The 14878-nt window shown below is 41.8% G+C and carries 12 protein-coding genes; 7 read left to right on the plus strand and 5 right to left on the minus strand.

Features of this window, described 5'->3' with window-relative positions:
* The first annotated feature begins 158 nt into the window (after positions 1 to 158).
* Complete coding sequence (locus tag JMX82_RS05235; RefSeq protein WP_201539757.1) at positions 159 to 491, plus strand: hypothetical protein; 333 nt, start codon at positions 159 to 161, stop codon at positions 489 to 491.
* 90 nt (positions 492 to 581) lie between these two features.
* On the opposite strand, the gene JMX82_RS05240 is transcribed toward JMX82_RS05235, so the two are convergent.
* Both JMX82_RS05240 and hemH read right to left on the minus strand, forming a co-directional pair.
* Positions 582 to 1421 carry a BPSS1780 family membrane protein gene (locus JMX82_RS05240; protein WP_201539758.1) on the minus strand — a complete coding sequence of 280 codons (840 nt, stop codon included), beginning with the start codon at positions 1419 to 1421 and terminating at the stop codon, positions 582 to 584.
* 225 nt (positions 1422 to 1646) lie between these two features.
* Positions 1647 to 2666, minus strand: a complete 1020-nt coding sequence (gene hemH, locus JMX82_RS05245; protein ID WP_201539759.1) for a ferrochelatase — start codon at positions 2664 to 2666, stop codon at positions 1647 to 1649.
* 498 nt (positions 2667 to 3164) lie between these two features.
* Here hemH and metX point away from each other — a divergent pair, with 498 nt between their 5' ends.
* The 4 genes from metX to JMX82_RS05265 all read left to right on the plus strand — a co-directional run bounded on the left by metX (position 3165) and on the right by JMX82_RS05265 (position 7702).
* The gene (gene metX, locus JMX82_RS05250; RefSeq protein WP_201539858.1) at positions 3165 to 4580 is read left to right on the plus strand and encodes a homoserine O-acetyltransferase MetX; all 1416 of its coding nucleotides are present in this window, start codon (positions 3165 to 3167) and stop codon (positions 4578 to 4580) included.
* Positions 4577 to 5194, plus strand: a complete 618-nt coding sequence (gene metW, locus JMX82_RS05255; protein ID WP_045443684.1) for a methionine biosynthesis protein MetW — start codon at positions 4577 to 4579, stop codon at positions 5192 to 5194. Before metX ends, metW begins: the two co-directional genes overlap by 4 nt.
* 560 nt (positions 5195 to 5754) lie before the next feature.
* Positions 5755 to 6336 (plus strand): tetratricopeptide repeat protein, encoded by a 582-nt coding sequence (locus JMX82_RS05260; protein ID WP_045443681.1) that lies wholly within the window; start codon positions 5755 to 5757, stop codon positions 6334 to 6336.
* Between the two features lie 280 nt (positions 6337 to 6616).
* Positions 6617 to 7702 carry a rhodanese-related sulfurtransferase gene (locus tag JMX82_RS05265; protein ID WP_227676367.1) on the plus strand — a complete coding sequence of 362 codons (1086 nt, stop codon included), beginning with the start codon at positions 6617 to 6619 and terminating at the stop codon, positions 7700 to 7702.
* A 109-nt stretch (positions 7703 to 7811) separates the two neighbouring features.
* On the opposite strand, the gene uraH is transcribed toward JMX82_RS05265, so the two are convergent.
* Entirely contained in the window at positions 7812 to 8243 is a 432-nt protein-coding gene (gene uraH / locus JMX82_RS05270) for a hydroxyisourate hydrolase (RefSeq protein WP_201539760.1), read from the minus strand.
* 408 nt (positions 8244 to 8651) lie between these two features.
* Complete coding sequence (gene serA, locus JMX82_RS05275; RefSeq protein WP_045453737.1) at positions 8652 to 9878, minus strand: phosphoglycerate dehydrogenase; 1227 nt, start codon at positions 9876 to 9878, stop codon at positions 8652 to 8654.
* Positions 9879 to 10431: 553 nt separating this feature from the next.
* Here serA and JMX82_RS05280 point away from each other — a divergent pair.
* Positions 10432 to 11802 (plus strand): FAD-binding oxidoreductase, encoded by a 1371-nt coding sequence (locus tag JMX82_RS05280; RefSeq protein ID WP_227676387.1) that lies wholly within the window; start codon positions 10432 to 10434, stop codon positions 11800 to 11802.
* A 95-nt stretch (positions 11803 to 11897) separates the two neighbouring features.
* On the opposite strand, the gene JMX82_RS05285 is transcribed toward JMX82_RS05280, so the two are convergent.
* Positions 11898 to 12527: a BLUF domain-containing protein gene (locus tag JMX82_RS05285; RefSeq protein ID WP_201539762.1), complete on the minus strand. Its 630-nt coding sequence runs from the start codon at positions 12525 to 12527 to the stop codon at positions 11898 to 11900.
* Positions 12528 to 13149: 622 nt separating this feature from the next.
* Between JMX82_RS05285 and JMX82_RS05290 the strand changes: the two genes are divergently transcribed.
* Complete coding sequence (locus JMX82_RS05290; RefSeq protein ID WP_201539763.1) at positions 13150 to 14787, plus strand: carbon-nitrogen hydrolase family protein; 1638 nt, start codon at positions 13150 to 13152, stop codon at positions 14785 to 14787.
* Positions 14788 to 14878 lie beyond the last annotated feature (91 nt).

Below are 14878 nucleotides of genomic sequence, written 5' to 3' on the forward strand. Positions count from 1 at the left end.
TGCTTTTAATAAACAATGCTTTTAATAAACAATGCTTTTAATAAACAATGCTTTTAATAAACAATGCTTTTAATAAACAATGCTTTTAATAAATGAATCTTAATAAATAAAATCAGCCACATCCATTAATAATAACTATCAATAATAAGGAAACCATGATGGACCATTCAAAAAGCCCATTACCAGAAGCAATGGATCACATTGAAGGTGATACGGACGTCAATAATAACAGCCAAGAAATTGATTTGGCTGACCCTATGTTGCATACCATTGATAATGATGATGTCATTAACAATAGCGCAGGATTTGACAACTCGCAAGCCGGCAGTGATGCGATTCAAGGGCTGACACCCATGCATCATCAAAATATAGACGAATCGCGAATCGATGAAGTATTAGTGGACGATAATTTGGATGACAGCGATTATCCAGATATTATCGATATCGCTGATGGAGACGCGGCGGAACGTAGCAATGATGACGATTTTTAACCACGCTCTCTCATGATAAAAAAGCTTTGGCACAATAAAAAAGCACGCCCGTTATATCGATCGTGCTTTTTTTGTACTATAAAATATTGATTACATTACTGACAACGGCTGGTCAGTCCAGACGTCACGATAACTGGTGTAATAAGTGATCACCCCTATAGGGAGTAGCACCAACAAACCCAGTCCCAACGTAAATATAACCGCAAGTAACATTATTATCGGGCCAATCAGACCAAATATAGTAAATGGGGCGATATTTTTCATGCAGCCTCTTAGGCTCATTTTCATCGCTGTGGTCGGTTTTATATTATGTAACACCACCAACGCTGGTGAAAACCAAATGGCCATAATAATAGGAATCATCGCTAGCATCGCCACCAGAAAAATCAGCAATAGTATAATAACCAGACCACTAACAGACCCATCAGCATTTGCTATATTAGCAAAACTACCCATTAGCCCAACAAATAGTGCAGAAACAATACCTAAAGGGACAATGACTACAAATATAGCCAGCAGATACAGCATAAACAAAATGACTAACGGTACAAAATGGGTACTAAAGGCGGCAAACAGATAATCAAACCTAAGCTCCCGACCTGTCGCTTGCGCGTGAGCCCCCATAATAATGCCACCGATAAAGACGAAAGTAATAAAAGAGAAAAAGAAGCTAACAAACGGGATGATACTACCCAGCATTAATATAACGAAATAGACCACGCCTATTCCTATCCATAATAATGGCTGGTCTTTGAATAATAGGTAAGCCTTCGTCAGCCAACTAACGCCCCATCCTGCTTGACAAGTACGAGGCTCTGCTAATAACTGCGGTAAAGGCTGACCATAGTGGTCAGTGGGAGGCAAATCTGGTGGCAGGCTATTGGGCTTCTGTAGAGATATGGGTTGGGGCGAACTGCTAGAGATGGACATCTTAATCCTCAAGGATAAAGTAAAAATTTTGCCTTAGTTTTACATATTGATGAAAAAAATCCCAACTTTATTTCATTAAATTTAATATAGTCAAAATATTCTAAAAACGCGACGGTATTGCTGATGTATCGATATTACTTTTCGCTGACTATAAATTAAAATTATTTAGATAAAAAAATACCGAACATGATGTCCGGTATTTTTTATGACTTAAAATCGACGCTATTACGCCCAACCATCCAATGTGCCAGCCCAACCTTTGACTAGTGGCTCACTGAGTGCTTGTAACAAATCAATATGGGCGTCATCCAAGTTCAATGCGGGAATATAGTGATATTCTTGTCCACCCGCGTGGAGAAAGTTTTCACGATTTTCGATGGCCAGCTCTTCTAGCGTTTCCAGACAATCAGCAGAAAAAGCCGGACTAATGACTTGTACTGAGCGCACACCTGACTTGCCCCACTCTTCTAATACCACGTCGGTATAGGGCTTGACCCATTCTTGCTTGCCAAAGCGTGATTGAAAACTGATAATCCATTCGTCATCCTTTAGACCAAGCGCGTGAGCTACTTGTGCGGCAGTACATTTACAACGCTTAGGATACGGATCGCCTTTATCAGCATAAGGCTGCGGGATACCGTGGAAGCTAAACATCAGCTTGTCAGGCTTGCCATGCTCTGCTTGAAAGCGGCGAATCGAATCAGCCAATGCTTGAATGTACAGCGGATGCGCAAAGTAATCTTTGACAATAGTATAGTTCGGCAAATTGCGCTGCTTGAGCGTCCACTTTGTCAACGCATCATAAACAGCACCACCAGAGGAAGCGGAATACTGTGGAAATAATGGCAAGATAACAAAGTGATCAACGCCTTCACCGCGCAAGGTATCCATCACATCAGGCAAACCAGGATTGCCATAGCTCATCGCCGGATGGACAGAAACCCGAAATGGCGCGGCACTATTTGCAAGCCGTGGTTCCAATAGCTCCACTTGGCTCTTTAGTATCTTACGAATCGGTGAGTCGCCTTCCCAAATACTGGCATAGGCTTTTGCCACACGTTTAGGGCGGCTTGGCAATACAAACAAATTGAGAATAATCGCCCACAAGAATTTTGGAATCTCGATGACACGGGGGTCAGACAAAAACTGTTTTAAGTAACGACGTACGGCAGGCGCTGTTGGCTCATCTGGCGTACCTAGGTTCACTAATAGGACGGCAATACGGGGAGGCAGTTCAGGTTTCATAGCAGCACTATTTTATTATTAGGTTAGTTAAAGAAGAATATGCGATAAAAGATTATTAAGTCATGATTGATTAAATGCTTTGTTAGTGTAGCATTTTATCCATTAATAACGCATGGTAAAAGCATACTTATACAATTTGATACTTAGTTGCTATTTATTGATATTTATTGACAGTCATCAATCATTGATTCACCCTAACCCTTCTCTACCTACCACCCATCGTCCCTAAGAACTGTGCTTAAAAGACTATGCTCAAAAGACTCGCTCGACGGTTGTACTCCTACGCGCATCACCATACAATAGGCAAGCACATTGTAAGAAAAACATTTAGAAAACAGTGTCGGCAAAGCAGTATTGGCAACACTGCCTATCGACAGTTTGCCCTTTTTATTTTATTGATAATTGTTGTCTTGCGAGGTAGCTTTGAACGCACGCCCTAATAATACCAGTGACCAGTCCCCGACAGATACGCTTCATTCGGCCAGCTTAGTTAATCCCATGGATTCAGTCGGTTCAGTCGGCATTATCACGCCTCAGATTTTTCATTTCGCTGAGCCGTTGACGTTAGAATGTAATCGTACTTTGCCATCGTTTGATTTAATCATCGAAACTTATGGCACGCTAAATAGCGACAAATCAAACGCGGTACTTATTTGCCATGCGCTATCAGGCAGTCATCACGCCGCCGGTTTTCATAGCGATGATGATAAAAAAGCCGGCTGGTGGGACAATATGATTGGCCCTAATAAAGCGATCGACACCAATCGGTTTTATGTCGTATGTGTCAACAATATCGGCAGCTGTTTCGGCTCTACCGGTCCAACGACCATTAATCCTGACAGTATCGATTCAGACCAGAATAATGTAAACAAAAACAGTTTAGATAAAAAAAATCCAGCCAGTGAGCCGCAAGTTTATGGTCCTGACTTTCCGCTCGTCACTATTAAGGACTGGGTAAAAACCCAAGCGATGCTGTCAGATCGTCTCGGTATTGACGTTTGGCATGCCATTGTTGGTGGCTCAATGGGTGGTATGCAGGCGCTGCAATGGTCAGTTGACTATCCAAATCGGTTGAAACGCTGCGTGGTCATTGCCAGCACGCCAAAGCTCTCAGCACAGAATATCGCCTTTAACGAAGTGGCACGGCAGTCGATATTGTCTGACCCTGATTTCAAAGAGGGACGTTATTTACAAGCAGGCACCTACCCTCGTCGCGGGCTAATATTGGCTCGGATGGTTGGGCATATCACCTACTTGACCGATGACGCGATGAAGGCAAAGTTTGGTCGTGATTTAAAATCTGGCAAATTTATGTATGGCTACGATGTTGAGTTCCAAGTGGAAAGCTATCTACGCTATCAAGGCGAGCGCTTTAGCGAAAATTTCGATGCCAATACTTATTTGCTCATGACCAAAGCTTTAGATTATTTTGATCCAACACGTGATTATCCATCAGCCATGGCAACAGATTCGACAAAATCAGCAGCACAGCTTAAGGACTCGATTGCCACATCAGTGGAATCTAGTAAACAAAGCACGCAACCTGCCTTAGAAGGTACAGTGGCAACGATAGATGAGAGTGAACAGAATCGTCAGCAAGAGCTGTCTGCGCTCAAAGCCGCCTTTGCCCATACGCAATGCCAATACCTAGTGGTCTCATTTACCACGGATTGGCGCTTTGCGCCAGAGCGCTCACAAGAGATTGTCGATGCACTGATGGCGACTGGCAAACCCGTCAACTACATCAATGTCGATGCGCCGCATGGTCATGATTCTTTCTTATTTGATATTCCCCGTTATATGGGTGCCGTCCGAGGATTTTTGACTGCGCCATTTATCACCGACAGCAAATCAAAACAACCAGCACAAAGCACAAATCAAAGCAGCCAGCAAAAATCAGGAGCACGCTCATGAGAATGGATCATCAATTGGCTGAGCGCTGGATTGCGCCACACTCACATGTACTGGACTTGGGCTGCGGTAATGGTGAGCTACTCGCGCATTTACAACAAAATCGCGGCGTCACTGGCTACGGACTTGAGATTGACGAAGAAAAAATCAACGATGGTATCGCCAAAGGCTTATCTATCATCGAGCAAGACTTGAATGATGGTCTAGCACGTTTTGCTGATAACAGTTTTGACACCGTCGTCATGGCACGGGCGCTACAAGCGGTCAAATCACCTGATGTGCTCTTACTTGACATGCTACGCGTTGCCCGCGAAGCCGTTATCACCTTCCCCAATTTTGCTCATTGGCAAAACCGCATTCATTTAGGGCTTAAAGGTATGATGCCCGTTTCAGAGGCATTGCCTTATGAGTGGTATAACACCCCAAACATTCATCTGTGTACGTTTAAAGATTTTGAGCAGCTTTGTGCACAGCATGATATTCATATCGTCAACCGCTTTGCCGTCAGCGATTCTGAAAAAGGTCATACGCCACTTATGAAAGCATTGATACGCCAAGCACCCAACCTATTGGCAGACGTCGCTATCTATCGTGTCACCAAACAAAAACCTGAATAATAGGTTTATCTACTTGGGGCGTATCTTTATTTTAAAAATGGTGATAAAAATGAGATAAATTGCCGTCAAACAAGGAAAGTAGCGCAAATAATATTGAGATATTGCTAAGCTATTTGACGATGTTTGGCAAAATTTAACCATTTTTGCCCATTTAGAAGATAATCGATTGAATTGAAGACACGCCCTAGCATTGGTTGAAAGCAATAGCATGGCTCATAAATACAAATTTTAACCTCAACAGCTGGTTAATTTATTCTTACGCCTAAGTAACTCTATGATTTTATTGAGGACAATGAGGTATGAATAAGCATTAAATCATGTAATTAGTATTTGAGTTTCGTAAGTTTGGGTGTTAAGCTAGCAAAATAGTGTCAATCGCACCCTGATTCTGACCGTTTATCGGTTCGATTAAAGGAATTTGCCACAACACATCGATTAATTATATTGCTAATGATTAGGTAAGTTGGTATCGCAAGATTTCACCTAATTGTTATCGCCGTCTAAACCCTTTTAGCGGTGCAACTTTTTTTGCTTATTAACTGCCTAATTTTGGAGCTGCTATGAAATTATTAAAAGCTGCGTTGTTTACTGCCTTATTTTCTTGTGCAGGTCTAGCAAACGCTGAGTTAATATCAAACGTGCCACTTGATACGTCACGTTTTGAGCTAATGCCAGTTAGTGAACTGTCTAACCGCGCTGCCCAAGGTAACGATCACGCTCAGTTTTATTTAGCCAAGCGCTTACAGAAAGGTGAAGGCATCGCAAAGAATACCCAGCAAGCTATTCAGTGGTATACCAAAGCGGCTCAGCAAGGCGTTGCCCCTGCCCAGCTTAACTTAGCCATTATGTATCTACGCGGTGAAGGTGTGCAGCCTAACTTGCAACAAGCGAAAGTTTGGTTAGAAAAAGCGGCAATGCGCGGCGATAACCGTGCCAGCTATACACTTGCATTGCTCGATGAAAAGCAAAAAAATCTAGTCGATGCTTATAAATGGTACGATTTGGCTGCCCGTGATGGTATGCTAGATGAAAAGGTCCGTAACAAAGCACGCGGTAAAATCGGACAATTGGCATTGAACTTATCAAGCTCAGATATCGCTAGCGCCCGCAGCAAAGCGGATACTTGGTTCCAGAGTAAGTAAACTCTAATTTTGCTTTACGCATTGTAAATATATAAAAAAGCTCAGTATTTTACTGGGCTTTTTGTTGTCTATCTTTATTATTATAATCACCACCTATATCTTTCTTAAGAATGATAAAACCTCCAAAACTTCCTTGAAATTTGCTACACTACGCTCGCATTAGTCAATTCCACAATTGCGCTAGTGTTATGAATCTTACCAATTAGTTTTAACCGTTAATTTTAAAAAGCACCTTAAACCCAATGCACTAGGTTTGCGACCTAGCCAGCAGGAGAAAAACATGAGTACCATTCAAGACCATAATACAGCTAGCAATATCCAAAACAGCACTGTCACCGACAACAAATCAGCCCCAGCCTACGATAGCGTCACCAATAACATCGTCGTTGCCGCTCTATATAAGTTCACGCGTTTTGCTGACTTTGAGCAATACCGCGAGCCAATTTTAAATAATATGCTCGATAATGATGTCAAAGGCACGTTATTGATTGCCAGTGAAGGCATTAATGGTACGATTTCTGGCACACGCCAAGGTATCGATAACGTCCTTGAGTATCTGCGCAGTATCGAAGCGATTGGCAGCTTTACCTTTAAAGAATCTTATACCGAAGCTCAACCTTTTTATCGTACCAAAGTGAAGCTCAAAAAAGAAATCGTTACAATGGGCGTAGAGAATATTGATCCATTGCAATCAGTTGGACGCTATGTAAAACCAAGCGAATGGAATGCGTTAATCTCAGACCCTGACGTCATTCTTATCGACACCCGTAATGATTATGAAGTTAAAATCGGTACGTTCCAAAATGCCGTCAATCCAAATACCGAAACGTTCCGCGAGTTCCCAGAATACGTCGCAAAAGAGATGGATCCAGCCAAACATAAAAAAGTCGCGATGTTCTGTACTGGTGGTATACGCTGTGAGAAGTCGACTGCTTATATGCGTGAGCAAGGCTTTGAAGAGGTGTATCATTTAGAGGGCGGCATCTTGAAGTATCTAGAAGAAATCCCAGCCAGCGACTCTATGTGGCAAGGCGATTGCTTCGTTTTTGATAACCGCGTGTCGGTCAATCATAACTTAGAAAAAGGCAACTATGAGCAATGCTTCGCCTGCCGTATGCCCATTACTGTCGATGACATGCAAAGCCTTGCTTACATCAAAGGCGAGTCATGCCCACACTGCATTGATAAAGCGACCGACGAGCAAAAAGCACGCTTTCGTGAGCGCGAGCATCAAATGCAGCTGGCGAAGAAACGTGGCGAAGCGCATATTGGTAGTGATGTGATTGATGTGATTGAGAAACGCAAAGCCGCTAAAATTGAAGCACGTCGTCAAGCAGAAGAAGCCAATAAAGCTAACGCTGAATAAATTTAAGCTTGATAAAAGCAAAAAGGACGCCCCAATCAAATATTTGATTGGGGCGTCCTTTTTTGCTTTATTAGTACTAACTTATGACTTATTTAGTAAGTAATATGGCTTAGCTACCGCGGTAAGTGCTATAGCCGTATGGAGATAAAGTGATTGGCACATGGTAATGGTTGTCGCCTTCGATATTGAAATTGACTTCAACATATGGATAGAAAGACTCTAGACCTTGATTTCGGAAATAAGGAGTCGTCTCAAAAATCAACTTATAAGTACCATCATGCTCAACGCCGTCTTGATTCGGTAAGAAGTTGCCGATACGACCATTATTATCAGTCTTTTGCGCATTAAGCAATTTCCAGCTACCAGTTTTCTCTTGCATCATCAGTTTTACATTGACGTTTGGTGCTGGTTTGCCTGTACTAATGTCTAAAATATGACTAGATAATTGATATTTATCTTGATCACCAGCAGCATGGCTAGCCGTTGCAGTCATAGCTAATACGCTACCAAATGCAGCTGCCTTGAGTAAGTTGTTTTTCATGAATCATCCTATTCAGTCAATTGTATGTGTTAAATGAATTATCTTCTTCAGCAAGCTATTTACCATTTTTAAGTATGCCTGTCCGTAGAAAATAACCGTGATTTACCTCAAAAACATAGTTAATCATGTTGTTCATTAAAAATATATTAATCATTATAGGCTTAATGTACTGGTGTAGTTTAGATTGTTAATAAGACCGTATAATTAAGATAATGTTAACTTATATAAAAATGAGTATAGTGAATGTAAAACTTACATTCGCTATAATTCGTGTTACTCATAAATAAAAAGCATCAATGCCATGATTGAACATTGCAATTGCTTGATTTAAGACAAAAAAATAGCAGACCATCTGAATGATGGTCTGCTATTGCTAGGCTAAAAATTATGCTTACATGCAAATATCATTTAAAACAAAATACGCACGCGAATCGTCTCTTCTACGTCTTTTAACTGATCTAGCGCGGCAGTTGAATCATTGTAATCAACATCCATGACCAAATAACCGACATCGCCTTCTGTCATTAGGCTCTGTGCTAGGATGTTAATTCCTGCTTCTGCAAACAGACGGTTGATCTGAGATAGCACACCTGGCACGTTTCTATGAATATGTAACAGACGATGCGAATTTTCTTTGAATGGAATAGAAACTTCTGGGAAGTTCACGGCTGTTGCTGTGTCACCTTGGTCAGAGTATCTAACAAACTTATCAGCGACTTCAAGTCCGATATTAGCCTGTGCTTCTTGGGTTGAGCCACCAATGTGCGGCGTCAAGATGACGTTATCAAATTTACGCAGTGGTGATTCAAACTCTTCATCAGCTGATTTTGGCTCTTTCGGGAATACGTCGATCGCTGCGCCCAAGATTTTACCAGATTCAAGCACAGCGGCTAAATCATCAATCTCTACGCAAGTACCACGAGCGGCATTGATAAAGTAGCTGCCGTCTTTCATATGCGCGAACTGCTCAGCTTTCATCATGTAGCGGGTGCTTGGTACATCAGGTACATGCAAAGTCACGATGTCAGCCGTCGATAGTAGCTCTTCTAAGCTACCTACTTGTACCGCATTACCTAGTGGCAATTTGGTCACAGCATCATGATAAATGACTTTCATACCAAAGCTTTCTGCTAAGACAGACAGTTGCGAGCCGATAGAACCATAACCGACGATACCGATAGTCTTACCACGTACTTCATGTGAATTGGTCGCAGACTTGCCCCAACCGCCACGATGTACGGTCGCGTTCTTTTCAGGAATGCCGCGATATAGCATGATGGCTTCGGCCAATACCAATTCAGCCACCGAGCGGGTGTTTGAGTATGGCGCGTTAAAGACGGGAATACCCAAATCACGAGCGGCGTCTAAGTCTACTTGGTTAGTACCGATACAAAAGCAGCCAATACCGATGAGCTTGTGCGCGTGCTCAAGTACTTCACGTGTCAATTGCGTACGCGAACGGATACCGATAAAGTGAGCATCTTTAATCTTTTCGATCAGCTCATCTTGATCTAATGCGTGACTGATATTCTCGATATTATGATAACCAGCTCCTTCCAATACTTTTAAAGCATTGTCATGTAGACCTTCAAGCAATAAAAACCGGATTTTGTCTTTTTGTAGTGATAACGCCATATGAGAACTGTCCTATAATTGTCTTGTAAAATTATCTGAGGGATAATCTGTAGTCGAAGCCGTTTAAAGTAGGTACAAAGTAACCAAGCGCAAACCATACACTGAGTACATTAAATGAGGTTAACGTCGTAACCACTTACCAATGCTTTAACTATAGGGTGGGTGAAACGAAAACAGTCTGGATATCTTACACAAAATTGGGCGGCGATGTTAGCAGATTAGATGAATTATTGGTTATCAAGCCTGAAAACTTTTTATGCTATAGTAAATCAAGCTGTTCGACGTTTATTAAACTATTTTTTGCCATTTACCGCCATATAAGCACGCAGCATGACATCTTTCTATCATTGCTTTACTGGCTCACTTATAATCATATAAATACGTACTATATAAACATACCTATGTGGCTATGTTTATATCCATTTAGCGATATAATAATCCCCTTTAGGCATAGCGCTTACGTTTATACCGAGATTTGACCATGACTTCTTTATCTAGCCAAAGCACCTCTGCAACCCATACAGCTGCTGTTCAAACTATTTTGAGCACTTTGATGGATGTTCATCAGTTTGACACCAGCCAAATCAAAACCGACCCTGAGAGTTTAGAACATTGGGGCAAAGATTGGACCAAGCACTTTGCCCCTGCTGCTGCTGCTATCGTCTTCCCGAAGACTACTGAGCAAGTACAAGCCATCGTATTGCTTGCTAATGAGCACAATGTGGTGCTAACGCCAAGTGGCGGTCGTACCGGTTTGTCAGCTGGCGCCGTCGCCGCCAATGGCGAGATTGTCGTCAGTATGGATAAGATGAACCGTATCGGACAGTTTTATCCGGCCGATCGAATAGTTGAAGTCGAAGCCGGTGTTATCACGCAGCAGTTGCAACAATTTGCTGAATCGAAAGACCTTTATTATCCTGTCGACTTTGCCTCAGCTGGCTCAAGTCAAATCGGTGGCAATATTGGCACCAATGCAGGCGGTATCAAAGTCATACGCTACGGCATGACTCGTCAATGGATTATGGGGCTGACAGTGGTCACTGGTAAAGGCGATATCTTGCATCTCAATCGCGGTATGGTTAAAAATGCGACGGGTTATGACTTACGCCAATTGTTTATCGGTAGCGAAGGCACGCTTGGGCTTGTCACCCATGCGCAAATCAAGCTTGAGCGTCAGCCACAAGACTTAAATGTCATGGTACTGGGCATGGACAGCTTTAATGATGTCATGAATGTACTATCAGCCTTTCAGGCAAAGATTGATTTGACCGCGTTTGAATTCTTTGATGATGTGGCTATTGATAAGTTGATGGCACACGGTCAAGTACAAGAACCATTTGAGTCGCGCACCAAGTTCTATACGCTATTAGAGTTCGAAGCGCCGTACGAGCCGATCATGGATAAAGCCATGGCGATATTTGAGCATTGTATGGAGCAAGGCTGGGTCGTCGATGGTGTCATGAGCCAGAGCTTGGCACAGGCTGAAGAGCTGTGGAAATTGCGCGAATACATCTCTGAGACCATCTCAGTATTTACGCCTTATAAAAACGATGTATCTGTACTGATAAGCTATGTCCCTGAGTTTATCACCGATATTGATCACATCGTCAGCAGCAACTACCCTGACTTTGAGGTTTGCTGGTTCGGGCATATCGGTGATGGTAACTTGCACCTTAATATTCTAAAGCCTGAAAACATGAGCAAAGATGATTTCTTTGCTGAATGTCAGGTTGTTAATAAGTATGTGTTTGAAACCGTGCAAAAATATGGCGGTTCGGTTTCGGCTGAGCATGGCGTCGGTATGACTAAAAAGCCTTATTTACAATATAGCCGCAGCGAGATTGAGATCGAGTACTTACGAGAGGTCAAAAAGGTCTTTGATCCGAATAACATTATGAACCGTGGCAAGATTTTTGATATGTAAGTGCTTATTTAATAATTAAAGTAATAAATAAGAGTATGAAAAAGACGCTAAACGTGATGGTTTAGCGTCTTTTTTTGGCTTATAAAAGCGATTATTTATAAAAATAACAACACTAGCGCTACCACTAATAACACACTTAAAACACCTTGAACGATTAAAAATGCTTGATGCGGGGCGGCGATATGACGAAACATGTTGCCCAGTGCATTGTAGGTAATACCGGCCGCTTTGATATGTGGCGGCGTATCAAAGGTTTTGATGATTTGTAAAAAATTCTCGGTACGATCAGGCGACCAATTATGCGGCGCAAATGGCAAATATGGCGATAACTGTGCGGCTTGCTTTTTGCTCGCTGGTGACCATAACCAACGCTCTAAAAATAATAAGCGCATACGCCAATCCGCAAAACGGCGATGTTCTATCGTCTGTAACAGCAATATTTCAGTATTCTTATGGCGCTTATCCGCAAATATGCGTTGCTTTAAGGCAAATACGTGCGCTTTCTCACCCTCGATGCATTGCAAAAAATGACCACTACCATAACATAGAGTACCTGTAATGCCATGCTGTTGATTATAGTTACGCGCATGACATTCTACTTCATCAAATATAGAGGCGCTTAAACGTGAGACAAGTGTCAAACTACTGACATACACCAATTGAACCAGTGCTGAGTCTTCTATCTCATCCCAGCTACTGACTCTATTGTTGTGACTTGAGGGCATAATAAAACAATCCTAAAAAGCCGATTAAATACAGCTAAACAAAACAAACACAACGATGCCCCAGTGAAAAAAGACAGCGACTCACAAAAACGTAGCAAATAGTTACCACGTTAAACTGTCATTACTTGAGTAGCTTGTTATGATAACCAGCAAAACAAATAGACCAAAACCAAATAGATCAAAATTAAGCATTCTAAGATATGCTATTTAAAAATAATGTTAAGCTAACAAAATATCTGTACTGACATCCTCAGGTTAGAATCTGTACCAAACACTTGGCTTGTATTAACCCCAACGACTGTTTGTGAACATTATGAAAAATTTTATAGTCACTTCAATTTATAGCTAATTTAATTTACAGTCACTTTAATTTAAATTAATAGCTACTTTAAAATGATATGAGGTTCAAAAAACACGTCAGTAACGCCAAATCTGACAGAAGTCATAAGATAAATTATCTTCATAACTTATTGTAAATACAATGATAATTGATTGTAACGGTAATATTTTATGATTGGAATATTTTTATCACTTTTTTTACACAAAAAATTGCCAACTGAATTGTGGCAACGCATGCTATTTGATATCACTAAAATTAATAAAGATCCAAAACAGGAACATTATGAGCAAAATAGAAAAACTAGACGACTTTCATCTAACCATCGCTGAAATCAAGAAAAAAGACTATCCACAATTAAAAGCACTGATGGATCGTGTCTATGTCAACTTGGGCGGTGCATGGTCAAAGAACACTATTAATACCTTAATCGATGCCTTCCCTGAAGGTCAGATCGCTTTATTTGATCATGATCAATTGATTGGTATCGTGTTATCTATGCGTGTTGATTATGCCACGTTTTCTAACCCGCACACCTACGACGACTTGATTGGTCATAAAGAGATTATCAGAGACAACCCTGAAGGCGATGCTATTTACGGTTTAGATGCGCTGATCGACCCTGAATACCGTGGTTATCGCCTAGGACGTCGATTATACGATGCCCGTAAAGAGCTGTGTCGCCAGTTAAACTTCCGAGCTATTTTGGCTGGTGGTCGTATCCCGAACTATCATAACCATCAAGATCTCACACCTGGCGAATATATTGAAGCCGTCGCGGCTCGTGAAATTCATGATTCTGCATTGTCTTTCCAACTCTCAAATGGCTTTATCGTCAAGCGTATCTTAACGGCTTATCTGCCTGACGATAAACAATCTAAAGGTTTTGCTACTTTACTTGAGTGGGCAAATATTTATTACGAGCCGCAGGATTATAAGCCAAACACTCGTAAGTCTGAGGTGCGTATTGGTGGCATCCAATGGCAAATGCGTGAAGTCGAGTCACCTGAAGAGCTGCTGCAGCAAGTCGAATTCTTTGTCGATATTATGGCTGATTACAATTCTGACTTTGCTTGTTTACCAGAGTTCTTTAACGCACCGTTGATGGGTCTGTGTGAATCGACGGATCAAAACGTTGCTATTCGATTTTTAGCCGGTTATACCGAATGGTTTAAAAATGAGATATCGCATTTAGCGGTCAGCTACAACGTCAACGTCATTACAGGCTCGATGCCGTACTTGGACGAGGAAGATACGTTATATAATGTCAGTTACTTGTGCCGCCGCGATGGTACGGTCGAAGAGCAGCGCAAAATCCATATTACCCCGCATGAACGTAGCGCTTGGGTCATCGAAGGCGGTGACGAAGTCAAGGTGTTTGATACCGATGCCGGTCGTATTGGTATTTTGGTCTGTTATGACGTTGAATTCCCTGAGCTTGCCCGCCTCATGGCACTTGATGACATGGACATCTTGTTCGTGCCATTTTGGACAGACACGCAAAACGGCTATCTACGCGTGCGCCACTGCGCCCAAGCACGTGCGATTGAAAACGAATGCTATGTGATGATTTGTGGTTCGGTCGGTAACTTACCACAGGTTGAAAGTCTCGATATTCAATACGCGCAGTCTTCTATCTTCTCGCCATCAGATTTTGCTTTCCCGCATGATGCGATTATGGCAGAAACCACTGCCAACACTGAGATGGTATTCTTCTCAGATGTGAACTTAGACAAGCTTATTCATGTCCGTAACGAAGGCTCGGTACATAATCTGCTTGATCGCCGTGACGACTTGTATAGTTTGAAATGGAAGAGAAAATCTAAAGTATCAGCCAGTAAGCTAAGCGATGATGAGCGCCTCGAAAACTCTGGTAGTGTCCTGCTCGGTGACCCATTACAAAACCGTGCGCAAAAACCTTAATCAGTCACTTTAAAATACCAACACTGAACACGGTTTAATAAAATTTATGAGTAATACGGCTGACATTTCAGCCGTTTATTTTTATCTATCA

This window comes from Psychrobacter sp. 1044 (genome assembly GCF_904846525.1).
In the GTDB taxonomy this organism is placed as follows: Bacteria; Pseudomonadota; Gammaproteobacteria; order Pseudomonadales; family Moraxellaceae; genus Psychrobacter.

Excerpts from the sequence above, each read along its gene's own strand:
- metX (WP_201539858.1), top strand. The coding sequence starts at position 3,165 with ATGGATTCAGTCGGTTCAGTCGGCATTATCACGCCTCAGATTTTTCAT.
- JMX82_RS05285 (WP_201539762.1), bottom strand. The coding sequence starts at position 12,527 with ATGCCCTCAAGTCACAACAATAGAGTCAGTAGCTGGGATGAGATAGAA.
- JMX82_RS05265 (WP_227676367.1), top strand. The coding sequence starts at position 6,617 with ATGAGTACCATTCAAGACCATAATACAGCTAGCAATATCCAAAACAGC.
- hemH (WP_201539759.1), bottom strand. The coding sequence starts at position 2,666 with ATGAAACCTGAACTGCCTCCCCGTATTGCCGTCCTATTAGTGAACCTA.
- JMX82_RS05280 (WP_227676387.1), top strand. The coding sequence starts at position 10,432 with ATGGATGTTCATCAGTTTGACACCAGCCAAATCAAAACCGACCCTGAG.
- JMX82_RS05260 (WP_045443681.1), top strand. The coding sequence starts at position 5,755 with ATGAAATTATTAAAAGCTGCGTTGTTTACTGCCTTATTTTCTTGTGCA.
- JMX82_RS05290 (WP_201539763.1), top strand. The coding sequence starts at position 13,150 with ATGAGCAAAATAGAAAAACTAGACGACTTTCATCTAACCATCGCTGAA.
- JMX82_RS05235 (WP_201539757.1), top strand. The coding sequence starts at position 159 with ATGGACCATTCAAAAAGCCCATTACCAGAAGCAATGGATCACATTGAA.
- metW (WP_045443684.1), top strand. The coding sequence starts at position 4,577 with ATGAGAATGGATCATCAATTGGCTGAGCGCTGGATTGCGCCACACTCA.
- serA (WP_045453737.1), bottom strand. The coding sequence starts at position 9,878 with ATGGCGTTATCACTACAAAAAGACAAAATCCGGTTTTTATTGCTTGAA.
- JMX82_RS05240 (WP_201539758.1), bottom strand. The coding sequence starts at position 1,421 with ATGTCCATCTCTAGCAGTTCGCCCCAACCCATATCTCTACAGAAGCCC.
- uraH (WP_201539760.1), bottom strand. The coding sequence starts at position 8,243 with ATGAAAAACAACTTACTCAAGGCAGCTGCATTTGGTAGCGTATTAGCT.